Source organism: Paenibacillus sp. sgz302164, assembly GCF_056120505.1.
On record NZ_JBVYOL010000001.1, the window covers coordinates 277,724 to 290,306 of the forward strand.

The following is a 12,583-nucleotide window of genomic DNA, read 5'->3' on the forward strand; positions in this document are numbered from 1 at the left end:
CTCTCCCGAGCGATCAAAATCATAAAACATCCAATTTATACCATAAAACAGGGCTTGCCCCATTTTCCTGTCATGTGTTTGCAAACCATAACATACCTTGTACTATATCAAAGGACAGGGAGTGGAGCAACAGATGCGTACAGGACTTTCGATCCTGCAGGTCGCTTTTACCTATATCGGCACGATTGTCGGCGCAGGTTTCGCTTCCGGTCAGGAGATTTTGCAATTCTTTACCCGCTACGGCTGGATGGCCACCCTGACGATTGCGCTTTCCAGCCTCCTGTTCGTATGGCTCGGAATCAGGCTCATGCTGATGGCTCACGATCTGAAAGCCGCCTCCTACGAAGATTTGAACGCCTTGCTATTCGGCAAAAAAATAGGAAACTGGATCAGTTTGTTTACCATGATCGTCCTGTTCGGCATTACAACGGTTATGCTCGCCGGAGGCGGCACCGTCTTTCAAGAACAACTGCATCTGTCTTACCAGACGGGACTGTTGGTTACTTTATTTTTCGGCTATGTCGTCCTGTCGAAGGGTATCCGGGCGATTATGACCGTCAATTCCGTCGTCGTGCCGATCATGATGCTGTTCAGCCTGGGAATCGTCATCTATACGTGGCATTCACCAGGCTCCGGAAACTGGCTGGTGCTCACAACCGATTATCACCCTGGGAAAATATGGTTCGCGCCATTTCTTTATACGGCGTTCAACCTGGCCATGGCCCAAGCCGTGCTCGTCCCCGTTGGGGCGGCTGCCGACAATCGGTCCGTACTGTTCTGGGGCGGCTTGCTGGGCGGAGCGGGCATCGGGCTGCTGCTGCTTTCAGCGCATTACGCTTTGTCCGCGCAAATGCCCGGCATCGCACAATTCGAAATTCCGATGGGCAACATCATTAACCGGCTTGGCCCCGTCGCGCAGACCGCTTATTTGCTTGTCATTTACGGAGAAATTTTCACCACGTTTATCGCCGACGCCTACGGGTTGTCTCTTCAACTGCAGCAGCGCTCCAACATTCATCCCAAGGTGCTGATCATCTGCATTTTGATCCTCAGCTATTTGGTCAGCCTGATCGGCTTCAAAGCGCTGCTGTCCGCGCTGTATCCGTTATTCGGATTGATCAGCGTCGTTTGGCTCGTTTTGATGATCTGGCGAAACCGCGCCCTGTAGCGCTCCCGCCTGCTTGATCTGAAGGACGACGAGCAGCCGGGTCACGAGCAGCAGCATCCCCATCGCGGAGATGACGATGCCTGATAATAAATAGGCAAAATGAAAATTTTCAATAGCGGTCTTATCGCGCATAACGGCAAATAACTCAGCCAGCAATAGCAAAAGCCCGATCGCAAACAGACCGACAGTCGAATAATCCAGAATAGTCCATTTCGACAAGTACACAGCCGCAATCTGCGCTTGACTGGACGGCTCCGGAGCTGCGGCCTGCTGCTTCCAAAGCTGATGAATCATCCACGCCGTATAGACGGCGGCACCGGTCACAAACAGGCCCAGCACACCGCCGAAAATCGCCAAAACCAAATTCATGGGCAAATCCTCCCTAAAAAACGTTCGCTAAAAGACACTCCTCAGCCCCCAGATGAGGACTAGCGTCAAAACAAAGCAGGCGGCAGGCAGTGCATATAGCAGCGGGAGCGCGACGCCGGCCGGCCAAGCGGGAGCCGCTTTCCACAGCCGGCCAAGCTGCTCGTCCCCGCTGCGGACAAGCTCTGCTGGCGGATCGGAAGCGGCGCCGGAAGCAGCGTCACTCCACTCGATCCTGCCTTTTTTCCATCCGACCTGGTACGTAATTTCGCGGTGCTCTTTTTTCTTTTCCGTGCCTGTTGCCATATGTATTACCTCCTGAAGGGGGACATGTATCCCGAAAAAAGCAGACACTTACAGCTCGATCAGCCGATGCCCGGGAATCAATCGGGCCGCCGCGTCGCGAACGTGGCTATGGCAGGTGAACAGCAGCACCTGATGGCGGCTGCTCAGCTCGCCGATCACTTGCAGGCAGCTTTCCATCCGCCGCTGGTCGAAGTTGACGAGAATGTCGTCCATCACTAACGGAAGCACCGCCTTCCCCGCATACTCTTCCGCCAACGCAAAACGCATGGACAAGTAAAGCTGCTCGGCCGTTCCCCGGCTGAGCAGGCCCGTGTCCACCGGCTCGTCGTTCGCTCTGACCGCAACGAGCTTTTGCTGGCCGAACGGCGCTTTGATCTGTTGAAATTTGCCGTCCGTCATCTTGGCAAAATAGACCGAAGCCCGCTGCAGAACGCCGGGCTGACGCTCCCGCTCGTACACGTCGCGGGCTTTTTTGATCAGTGTTGCGGCGAAGGACGCGACCGCGTACCGGTCCGCCAGTTGGCTGATCTGCGACCGCAAAGCTTCCGCCTGCAGGAGCCGGTCGGCCTGCGCAGTCCCCTGCTCCAGCTGCTCGATTTCGCCGGCCAGCTTGCCGAGCCGCTCGCGCAGCTCGCCTGCTTCCTCCGACGCTTGGGCGAGCTGCCGCTCCAGCTGCAGCATGCTGCGGGCCCACTCCTCTTCGCCCTGCGCATCCAGAAGCTGCTCCAGCTCCGCCAGCCAACCGCTCCCGGCGAGAGCTTCCAAAGAAGCCTCCAGCGCCTTTTGCTCGCTATCCAGCTTGCCGCGCAGCTCCCGCTTCGTTTCGTTCAGCCGGAGCTGCGCTCCGTCCGCCGCCGAAGCTTCAATCAGCAGCTGCGCCAGCCGTTCCTCCGCCCGCTGCCGCTGCTCCTCAAGCCCATGCGCTTCTTCATCGCCGGCAGCCAACAGCTGCTGCGTCTGCTGCCGCTCCGCCAAAAGCCGAAGCTGCTGCTGTTCGCGCTCCTTCCAGCGCTTGAGGGCAAGCAAAACATCTTGCCCTTGGCCTCGCTCAAGCCGGAGAAGCTGCGCTGCGGCTGCTTCGAACTGCCGGGCTTGCTCGCCGAGCACGCGCCGCTTTTCTTCGAGCTTGCGCAGCTGCCGCAGCAGCTCGTGGCCTTGTTCGGCCGCCTGGATCGTCTCCAGCGCCGCATCCGGAGACAGCGCGCCGCTGAGCGAAAGCGCCCTGAGCCATTGCTGCCAATCGCTGCGCAGCTTGTCCGTTTGCAAAGAAAGCTGCTCCAGAACTGTCAGCAGCTGTTCCTCCTGCCGCGCCAGCGCCTGAGCCGCAGCGCGCGCGTCCTCCAGCTTCTCCAGCTTGCGGCTGTACTCGCCTGCCTGCTGCCGCTTCAGCTCGGCTTCGCGCATCCAACTTTCAATCTGCGGCTCCAGCTCTTGTAAATACTTGGAACCGTCGAACCGGCCCAAACCGGCTTCCCGCGATGCCGCAGCCTCTCCGACTGCACCAAAGCTTTGCAAGCGTTCGATTTGCTCCTGCAAGCTCCGCTCCAATTGACGCTGCTGCTCGCCAAGCCGCCTCGCTTCCGGCGACTCGTCCCCGGAATCCGCGAGATCGGCAGCGAGCGTGCGTGCGGATCTTTTCGGGGAATCCGCACGGCTGCCCATCAGCAAATAGATCGACAATGCGGCCAAAAGAACGAAGGAACCGATGCCGGCGACCGGGCTACCGTTCCATAGAAACCAGAGAGCAAGCGCGACAGCCGCTAAAGCCGACACAGCGGACATGCGGCGCTGCAGCCGTTTGGCCGATTCTTTGCTTTGAGCGGCGGCTTCCGCTACCGCCTTCGCATGCCGCTGCCGTTCCGCCTCGCGCTCCTTCAAATGTCCGGCATCCCGGACCAGAAGCTGCCAGCGCGAATAGTCTTTGGCCAGCCGCTGCAAAGCAGCCCGTTCCTCCGCTTCGTTCCAGCCCGCGGCAGCGGCAGCACCGGCGGCCGCCGGTCCCCCATATTTCTTAAGCTCCTGCTCCAGAGCCTGGATATGATCCCGTTCTCTGCGCATTTGCAGCCGCAGGCTTTCCAGCTCGGTTTGCAGCCGCAATTCCTCCGTCCGGTCGTCCTGAAAATGTTCTTTAAACGCCCGCACCTGCTCCCTGAGCGATATCGACACCGGAAAAGCAGCCAGCGTAGCGATATCCCAGGCGGCATCGATTTGTCCGAGCAGCCTGCCGAGCCGTTCCCGCTGATGGTCCAGCTCGACATCCAGCTGCGTCAGCATGCGGCCGTTTTCTTCATATATGGAAGCTTGTTCCAGCAAAGCATTCAATTCAATTTGATGGGCGAGCGCTTCCGGCTGAATGTCCAGCGCGCCCAGCTTGTCCTGCAGCCCGCGCTGCTTCAGCTCCAGCCGGACGAGCTCCCCGCGGAGGCGCTCCAGCTCCGCCTCCAGCGCTTCCAGCCTCGCCGAGGCGTGCTCGGGGAAGCTTTCCAGCTGCGGCAGCGCCGCCAGCTCCCGGCCGATCTGCTTCAAGCGGATCCATCCGCTTCTCGCCTTCCCGGCCAGGCCAAGCTTGTGCAGCTCCGCGCGCAGCGCCTCCTGCTGCCGCTCGGCGGCGGCAATACGCCGCTCCGCGGAGCGGCGCTCCTCCTGCAGCCGGTCGTAGTCGGCTGCCTGGCCGCGGCTGCGGCGCAGCGCCTGCTCCAGCCCCTCCAGCTCCTTCAGGAGACCATTGATCTCCTGATTGCGCCCGCGGGGCTTGTACAGGCTCTCGGCCTGCGCCGTCAGCTTCCGTTCGGCCTCCATGATGGCCGAACCGCTCACGCCGAGACCGGCGCTGTACAAGTAGCCGCTGAGCTCTTCCGTCTGCAGGGTGCGCAGCTCCTGCAGCTCGGTAAGGCCAAAAGCGAACAAGCTGCGAAAAAGGTCGGCCGAAAGGCCGCCCAGCAGCGTGTTCAGCAGTTCCTCGCCGCCGGCGGAGCCGTCGCCGAGCGTGACCAGGACGCGCCCCGCCGAGGCGCGTTTGCCGCCTGCGGCGGGCGCGTCGTAGCGCTCGACGCGAATGCGCCGGCCCTGCTCGTCCAGCAGGGTCAGCGCTCCGCCGTGGACGCCGCCGCCCGGCGGCTCGTAGCGTTCCGCCGCCCGACTCGACCGGGGCGGGAAGCCGAACAGCACCGCGCGGATGAAGCCCATCAGCGTGCTTTTGCCCGCTTCGTTGGGGCCGTAGAACAGCGTCAGCGGGCTGTCCGTGTCAAGTGTCCGCTCGCGGAGGACACCGAAGCCTTCGACATGGATGGAGGTGATTCTCATCCATCCCACCCCCCGTCCGCGGCCAGCAGGTCCGCGGCAAGTTCCTCCGCTGCGCGCAGCCATTCGCGCAGTTGTTCGGGCTCTGCGCCGGCCGCGTGCGGCAGACCGTGCAGCGCGGCGAGCGCCTCGTCCGCGAAGCCGGCAAGCGCGGCTCCGTCCTCGCGCAGCGCGCCGGAGAGGCGCAGCAGATCGCCGAGGAAGCTCTTCTGCCGGCGCAAAGCTTCAAGGTCGATCTCGCTGCCCGTGCGGTCCTCGATCGACTCGATCCAGACGAAGCGGCTCCGCTCCGCTTCGTCCTCGCGCAGCTCGGCGGCCAGCTCGTCCAGCGCCCGCCCTTTGCGCAGCAGGCCGTGCACGGCGCCGCGGCCTTCCAGCACGATGCGGACGACGGCGTCCCGCCCGTCCGCTTCCGCTCTCAGCCGGTCGAGCAGCTCTCCGAGCCGGTCTTTGAGCTCCTGCTCCGTCCGCATGCCGGAGACGGATACATGCTCCTGGAACCAGCGCACGCGGTCCAGAGCGTGAAACGCAAGCTCAGCCTTCGCATCTTCGCGCACATCAACGATGTAGCAGCCGCGCGGGCCGGTCTCGCGCATGCTTCTCCCCTGCGGATTGCCGGGATATACGATAGCGGGCTGCTCATGAAGCACTTTGCGGGTATGTACGTGGCCGAGCGCCCAGTAATCGATGCCGCTTGCCAGCAGATCCGCTTTGGAGCACGGCGCATAATTGTCATGTCCCGGATCGCCGTCCACATTCGTGTGCAGCAGTCCGATCTGATACACCCCGCTGCCGTCTGCCTTGAACTTGACCGCCAAATTGTCCGTAACGGCGGAAGCGGCGTAAGACATGCCGTGAATGTGGGCAATGACGCCGAGGTCCGGATTGGACACCTCGAACGTCTCCACCCGGTCGGACGCAAAAAAATGGGCGGCGTCCGGCCAAACCAGTTTAGCCGCGCCTCCATCGTCCGGGTCGTGGTTGCCATGAATGATATAAGCGGGAATGCCCTGCGACGAAAGCTGTTCCAGCGCTTTTTGGAAACGGATTTGCGCGCGCAGCGACCTGTCGGACAAGTCGTACACGTCCCCGCTGATAAGCACAAAATCGACCTGCTCCCGAACCGCGAGCAGGACCAATTCTTTTAGCGCTTCGAAGGTCGATTCCCTGACCCGCTCCCGAACCTGCTGAGGAAGCGCCGTCATTCCTTTGAACGGGCTGTCCAGGTGCAGGTCGGCCGCATGCAAGAACCGCAGTTTTTTCATTGGTTTAACGCCTTTCCTGTCAAAACTGTTTGATTACTAATAGACAGTTTACCATGGGAATGCCCGCTGTGGTGAAATGTTTATGTATTGACGTATAAAATAACGAATGTTGTATTATCCCCAGTAATTTTATGTGAATTAAAATATTTATTCCATATATAATTTTTTCTTATTCACATGCAAACTGCCGATCAGTCGACTGAAGGACAGCGCAGCCTGCATATTCGTTGCGGGCTTCCCTTCCTCAGCCACTGGGTCAGCGCGCGTCTTGAGCCGATTACGCTGCTCTCCGCCCTCTCGACGGTTACGGAACGGATCGGTTTGGCGGTTACGGCAACGACGACGTACAACGAACCTTTTCATTATCGCGCGCATGTTTGCGTCGCTCGATCATCTTAGCGGCGGGTGTGCTGCGTGGAACGTCGTGACCTCCTCGACCGAAGCGGAAGCGCTGAATTTCGGCAAGGAAGAGCATCTGGAGCATTCGCTCCGTTACGAGCGCGCGCAAGAATTCGTGGAAGTTGCCCAAAAGCTTTGGGACAGCTGGGAAGACGACGCTTTGCTGATCGACAAGGAATCCGGCTTTTTTGCCGACAGGGACAAGCTGCATCGCATCGACCATACCGGCAAGCATTTCTCGGTACGCGGCCCGCTCAATTTATCGCGGCCTCCGCAAGGCTATCCCGTCATCATTCAAGCCGGATCGTCCGATTCAGGCAAAGCTTTCGCGGCCCAAACGGCTGAAGTCGTGTTCACCGCCCAGCCGACGCTGGAGAGCGCGCAATCTTTTTATGCGGAAATCAAAAACAAAGCGGCCGCCCTCAGGCGATTGCCGGAGCATGTCGTTGTCATGCCGGGCGTATTCCCGATTGTCGGGGCGACGGAGCAGGAGGCCAGACATAAGTACGACGAGCTGCAGGAGCTGATTTTGCCTTCGGTCGGGCTCGCTCTGCTCTCGCGCAAGCTCGGTTTCGACGTCTCCGGTTACCCGCCGGACGGTCCGCTTCCGGACATTCCCGAAACGAATGGCGAGAAAAGCCGGTCCATGCTGCTCGTTGATATGGCGCGTCGGGAAAATATGACGATCCGGCAGCTTTATTTGCACATTGCCGGGGTGCGCGGTCACCGGATGATTTTCGGCACTCCCGGGCAAATTGCGGATCAGTTGGAAGATTGGTTCGTTCAAGGGGGAGCCGACGGCTTCAACATTATGCCGCCTGATCTGCCCGACGGCCTGGAGCAGTTCGTAAATTCGGTCGTTCCCGAGCTGCAGCGGAGAGGCTTATTCCGGACAGAATATGAAGGCAGTACGCTGCGGGAAAACCTGGGGCTGCCCCGCCCGCTCAACCGCTATGCCGGTCTCAAATCATTTTGCCGATAAGGAGGACGAAAAAATGAGTGAAATCGAAAATGAATATTTGGCGCTGCCTGCCACGGCCATTTCCGACGCTTTGCAAGGGTTGAACAATCTGGACCCCGCCATCAAGCCGCTAAAGGACAGCTATAAAATCGCGGGACGCGCCTTTACCGTCAAAATTCCCGTAGGGGACAATCTTGCGGTGCTCCGCGCCATTCGGGAAGCAAGGCCCGGCGACATTGTGGTGATCGACGCCAAAGGGGACACCTATCGCGCAGTCGCCGGCGATTTTGTCATCGGCCTGGTGCAAACGCTCGGCATCAAGGGCTTCGTTGTGGACGGCGCAATCCGCGATGTGCAGGCCATTAAGAATTTGAACTTTCCCGTGTTTTGCAGGGGAACGACGGTTGCCGCCAGCGGCAAGGCAGGGTCAGGCGAGACGAACGTGCCGATTTCCTGCGGCGGAGTCAGCATCCAGCCCGGCGACATCATCGTAGGCGATGTAGACGGCGTTGTAGCGGTCCCGCAAACGATAGAGCGGGAAATTCTCCGCGCCGCGCTGAACAAGCTGGACAAGGATCGCCAGCGCGAGCGGCAAGTGGCGGGCAGCCGCGAAGCGGCGCTCCGGTATTTGGACGATATTTTGGCGAAATAATTCGTCATAACGGAAAACAGGCTGCCGAATGGCAGCCTTGAATGGCTCGACACGCTGTCATGGGCGTTTCAGAGACGACCTGTACCTGTACCTGCACCTGGCCGGTGCCCGGCAGAACCTACAAAAGCGGCCCGTTCCGGCAAAAAGCCTGCGATTGTGCAGGCTTTTTCCATAAAAGCGGCCCGTTTTGGCGAAAAGCCTGCAATTGTGCAGGAATTTCCGGCCATTGTGGCTCCGAGCGCGAGTTTTGGCGATAAAACCTGCAGTTTTGCAGGAATATTTCGAGGGAAGCGGTTATGCGGGCAAAAAGCTGCACTTTTGCAGGCTTTCTCCGCTCTTGCCAAACAGTTGAGCTGTCTCCTGGCGGGTGAGTTTCTTGGGCAGCATTAGGCTGCCCTTTGGCATTTAAGCGACCCGCGCTCTGAGCGGGACACCTTTCGCACCGCGCGCAGCTACCGACGCGCTGCAAGACATCCATCGCCCATAAGCTTCCGTTATTCCTTCGCCTGATATCTTTCGTATACGCCTTTCAACTGCTGAAGCACGCGGTTCAAGGAGTACGTCTTTTTCGCTTTTTCCCAGGCGGCGCGCGCCATATTGTATCTATAGGTCGGATCGATGATTACTTTTTCCAGCGCATGGCTTAGCGCATGAGAGTCGCCTACCGGCACGAGCAGGCCGTTATGGCCGTGCTCGATTTGCTCGGCGATGCCTCCCACATTCGTGCCGACGAGCGCAAGCCAGCATAGGGCCGCCTCGGCAAAAACCGAGCCGAAAGCTTCGGCGCGCGACGGCAGCACGAAAACGTCAAAAAACGGCATAAATTCCTCAGGATGCAGCATATATCCATAAAATATCGTATCTTCGTAGATGTTTTGCTCGATGGCCAGCTTTTCCAGTTCTTCCCGGTTTGGGCCGTCGCCGATAATGTGCAGCACAAACGGATGACCGCGCCGTTTCAGCTCGCCGCATGCGAGCAGGAGCGTATCGAGCCCTTTGGCCGGCACGAGACGGCATACCGTAATAAATTGCGTCACTTTATTTTCGTGCGAAATGGGCCTGAAACGCTTTTCGTCAAAACCGTTGGGAATAACTCCGATCCGCTCGCTGTCCTGCACAAATTCCGCCAAATACTGCTTGAACGAGTTCGATACGGTAATCATCTGATCGACTTTCGCTTCCAACTCGCTGTAGATCAGGGTCAGAAACTGGTGCTCAATCCCGTTTTCCTGAATGCGCCCGTTCAAAACCAGCTCTCGTTCAAAGCTGGAGTGGACGGTCATGATGACCGGCACGTCCGGATAAAGCTGCTTCATGACGAGCCCGGCGATCGGGTGGTGCGCATGAATCAAATCGTACCGTTTCTTCAGCCGCAGCTTTGTCCACCATACGTAATCTTTGTAAGTTTGAATGTATTTATCTACGATCGGGTTGCCGGCAAATTTCCGCCAATCGAAGGTCGTAAATTCCACCTCTTCCGTCCCTTTGCCGCGAATCCGCTTCGGCAGCGAAAATAAATCCATTTCCCAGCCCTTTCTATTGAAACGGTCCAAAATATAAGGAACCATGGATGACACACCGCCCGGCTGCTCCGGGGGAAAAAACAATGCTTGCAAGATGTTCATTGCATGAGCCCCTCTCTCAAATCCTTGAGCTTACTGTACTTATTGTAACTGGTGCGGACCGTTTAGAAAAGAGAACAGCGTCACGCCCGCCAAAACGATTCTATCCCTCCCCATCATTTTCCTTTATAATAGAGATGTCCAACTACGATCAGGCATTTGGAGGAAAGCTCTGCATGAAACTTTCGGAATTGCTTTACGACAACACGGCATCCATTTTATCCCATACGGCTACACTTGTCATTTTATCGATTATGTTTGTCGTTTCGCTGAGGCTTTTTTTGGACAGGCGAAAAAAAGGCTACTTGTCGATGACGATCTCGCTGCTCATCTTGGGCGCTCACGATATTTTGCAGCTCTATCTGGTCTTTACTTCCCTGGATACGAGTCTTCTGGCCTACTCGTCGCTCATGCTGAAAATCGTCTCTTTCGTGCTGGTCAACATGGGCATTTATCAGCTGTACAACCGGACGCACAGGAAGCAGTACGTATTTTTCTACGGGCTTATTATTATGGGATTTGTCGTGTCTATTTTACATTTTTATGTTCCGCAGTGGTACAACGGTGCGCCGCATCAGGTTCGTCTGCTTCAAGATATCGGTCTGGAGCTGTATATGTTCGTGCTTATTTTCCTCTGTTTCTATATGATTCCCCCGTACATCGGCCAGCAGGTCAAGTATCAGATGGGGTTGATGGTATTTTTTTTCATGCAGGCCGCACACGTCCTGAATTCGTATTTGTACGGGGAAGTAAAGCCGTGGCTGACAATTGCGACCTACGTCCTGCCTATCGTGTACTACTTTTTACTGTTCCTGCTGCTGTTTGAAAGAGTCGTCGAGCTGATGCAGGCCATTTATAATTCATCGATAACGGACGGGCTTACGCGGCTGTACAACCGCAAATTTTTTTACAACCGGGTCAGCCAATATGTGCAGCGCCACATTCCCGTGTACATTCTGTTCAGCGATATCGACAACTTCAAGAAATTGAACGATACGAAAGGCCATCAGATGGGCGACGACGTGCTCAAGCAAGTTGCGCAAATTTTGAAGGAAGAAGCGGAAGAATGCGGCATTGCCGGACGATACGGCGGCGAAGAAATGGTCGTCATGGTCACCGATCCGAAGGTGAAAATGGATGCTTTTGCCGAACGCGTCCGCAAGCGCATTGAGGAGGAAACGATCGTCACGGCCAGTCTCGGCTACAGCAAATACAAAAACGGGCTGAGCGCCGAAGAGCTGATCAAACAGGCGGACGAAGCGATGTACAAAGCCAAAACGACCGGCAAAAACAAGGTGGTGAAATACGGTTAATGCACAAATACCGCGCAGCAGCGCTATGGTTGACATTCCCTTTTATCGGCCTATTGATTTCCGTCATTGTATACCCTCTTGCCATACATAACAGCAAGCTTCCACATGCCTACACTTACTACAAATTTAAAGCCGCCAATGGCGTAGTGCTGCATGCGCTCAAAACGACGCCCGACAATATCGCCCTCAAGGCGATCGACCGCAATGTGACGGAAACCGGCTTATACGGGATTAACGGCGGTTTCTTTTACAACGGCGATTTGCTCAGCATCGCGGTTACGGACGACGCCCCGGCCAAAGGCGAAGCCAACGACTACGGGACAGGCTGGTACAACACGGACGTGCCGCGCGGCACGCTGGTGTGGGACGGCGCCGCGCACAAGTTCGGCATCCAGAACGTCATGCATGCAGGCGAACTGCAGGTTACGGACCGCAAGCGCTATTGGGCGCAGGGCGGCGTAAGCATGAAGCTGGCCGATCCGGCCGGCTGGGAAGCGCAAATGATCGCGGAAGAAATGCCCGCTTATGACGAAAACAGGCTGCGCTCCGGCGCCGCGTACGATACGCAAGGGAACGTCTGGCTGATCGTGACGCCGACTCCCTGCACCGTCGAGCAGTTCCGCAGCGCCATTTTGCAAAAAGTCGTACCGGGCAGGCTCATAGACGGCATTTTCCTCGACGGAGACGGTTCTTCCCAGTTGAACAGCCGCCCAACGAAGCTCAAAGGCGACGGGCGTGAAGTGTATCAAATGCTGCAAATTGTCAAATGAGCGACCATTCGTCCTGACTGTAGTACAATATAGGCAATCCCGGTTAAAGGAGATGGATCAAGCATGGACCAAGAGCTTAAAGTAATGCTTCAGACGATACTGGAGAGTCAGCAATCGCTGATCAACAATCAGGGAAAATTTCAGCAGGAACTTGAATCAATTAAAAGGAATCAAGAATCGTTCCAACATGACCTTGAACTTGTTCATCAAAATCAAGTAACGTTCCACGACGCAGTCCATGCAAGGTTCGACAAACTGGACAATGAAATATACGGCATACAAAAACAACTTGAAAGAATAGAATCCGACAGCAACCAGGATATTATAGCTATGCTTGAAGTCATAAACGGGCGGTTGGAGCATACGGCAACTAAGGAGGATATTGACTTTTTGGCCGGAAAACTGGGACAGCACGATCTGGAAATAGACAGGCTGAAGCGGATTAAATAACTGCAGGCCTG

At 57.1% G+C, this 12,583-nt stretch carries 11 protein-coding genes and 1 pseudogene; 6 read left to right on the top strand and 6 right to left on the bottom strand.

Annotated elements, in window-relative coordinates; translation table 11 throughout:
• Positions 1 to 133 precede the first annotated feature (133 nt).
• Positions 134 to 1,168: a YkvI family membrane protein gene (locus tag AC0LWT_RS01155; protein WP_474679376.1), complete on the top strand. Its 1,035-nt coding sequence runs from the start codon at positions 134 to 136 to the stop codon at positions 1,166 to 1,168.
• Here the strand turns inward: AC0LWT_RS01155 and AC0LWT_RS01160 are convergent.
• The 4 genes from AC0LWT_RS01160 to AC0LWT_RS01175 are packed head-to-tail and all read right to left on the bottom strand — an operon-like array spanning position 1,106 to position 6,405.
• On the bottom strand, positions 1,106 to 1,537 hold the full coding sequence (locus tag AC0LWT_RS01160; protein ID WP_474679377.1) for a hypothetical protein: 432 nt from the start codon (positions 1,535 to 1,537) through the stop codon (positions 1,106 to 1,108). The genes AC0LWT_RS01155 and AC0LWT_RS01160 overlap by 63 nt on opposite strands.
• A gap of 27 nt (positions 1,538 to 1,564) precedes the next feature.
• Entirely contained in the window at positions 1,565 to 1,840 is a 276-nt protein-coding gene (locus tag AC0LWT_RS01165; RefSeq protein ID WP_474679378.1) for a hypothetical protein, read from the bottom strand.
• 48 nt (positions 1,841 to 1,888) lie between these two features.
• On the bottom strand, positions 1,889 to 5,143 hold the full coding sequence (locus tag AC0LWT_RS01170) for an AAA family ATPase (protein WP_474679379.1): 3,255 nt from the start codon (positions 5,141 to 5,143) through the stop codon (positions 1,889 to 1,891).
• Positions 5,140 to 6,405 carry a metallophosphoesterase family protein gene (locus AC0LWT_RS01175; protein ID WP_474679380.1) on the bottom strand — a complete coding sequence of 422 codons (1,266 nt, stop codon included), beginning with the start codon at positions 6,403 to 6,405 and terminating at the stop codon, positions 5,140 to 5,142. The genes AC0LWT_RS01170 and AC0LWT_RS01175 overlap by 4 nt, the downstream gene beginning before the upstream one ends.
• Before the next feature lie 243 nt (positions 6,406 to 6,648).
• On the opposite strand from AC0LWT_RS01175, the pseudogene AC0LWT_RS01180 reads away from it, so the two are divergent.
• Together AC0LWT_RS01180 and AC0LWT_RS01185 are read left to right on the top strand one after the other, a co-directional pair.
• Positions 6,649 to 7,786, top strand: a pseudogene (locus AC0LWT_RS01180) (LLM class flavin-dependent oxidoreductase); the annotation flags it as partial.
• A gap of 13 nt (positions 7,787 to 7,799) precedes the next feature.
• Positions 7,800 to 8,417, top strand: a complete 618-nt coding sequence (locus AC0LWT_RS01185; RefSeq protein WP_474679381.1) for an RraA family protein — start codon at positions 7,800 to 7,802, stop codon at positions 8,415 to 8,417.
• 68 nt (positions 8,418 to 8,485) lie between these two features.
• On the opposite strand, the gene AC0LWT_RS01190 is transcribed toward AC0LWT_RS01185, so the two are convergent.
• Together AC0LWT_RS01190 and AC0LWT_RS01195 are read right to left on the bottom strand one after the other, a co-directional pair.
• Complete coding sequence (locus tag AC0LWT_RS01190) at positions 8,486 to 8,761, bottom strand: hypothetical protein (RefSeq protein ID WP_474679382.1); 276 nt, start codon at positions 8,759 to 8,761, stop codon at positions 8,486 to 8,488.
• A 150-nt stretch (positions 8,762 to 8,911) separates the two neighbouring features.
• Positions 8,912 to 10,042 carry a glycosyltransferase family 4 protein gene (locus AC0LWT_RS01195; protein ID WP_474679383.1) on the bottom strand — a complete coding sequence of 377 codons (1,131 nt, stop codon included), beginning with the start codon at positions 10,040 to 10,042 and terminating at the stop codon, positions 8,912 to 8,914.
• Positions 10,043 to 10,215: 173 nt separating this feature from the next.
• Between AC0LWT_RS01195 and AC0LWT_RS01200 the strand changes: the two genes are divergently transcribed.
• The 3 genes from AC0LWT_RS01200 to AC0LWT_RS01210 all read left to right on the top strand — a co-directional run bounded on the left by AC0LWT_RS01200 (position 10,216) and on the right by AC0LWT_RS01210 (position 12,572).
• Positions 10,216 to 11,352 (top strand): GGDEF domain-containing protein, encoded by a 1,137-nt coding sequence (locus tag AC0LWT_RS01200; RefSeq protein WP_474679384.1) that lies wholly within the window; start codon positions 10,216 to 10,218, stop codon positions 11,350 to 11,352.
• Positions 11,352 to 12,122 carry a hypothetical protein gene (locus tag AC0LWT_RS01205; RefSeq protein WP_474679385.1) on the top strand — a complete coding sequence of 257 codons (771 nt, stop codon included), beginning with the start codon at positions 11,352 to 11,354 and terminating at the stop codon, positions 12,120 to 12,122. Before AC0LWT_RS01200 ends, AC0LWT_RS01205 begins: the two co-directional genes overlap by 1 nt.
• A 63-nt stretch (positions 12,123 to 12,185) precedes the next feature.
• Positions 12,186 to 12,572 (top strand): hypothetical protein, encoded by a 387-nt coding sequence (locus AC0LWT_RS01210; protein ID WP_474679386.1) that lies wholly within the window; start codon positions 12,186 to 12,188, stop codon positions 12,570 to 12,572.
• The last annotated feature ends 11 nt before the right edge of the window (positions 12,573 to 12,583 follow it).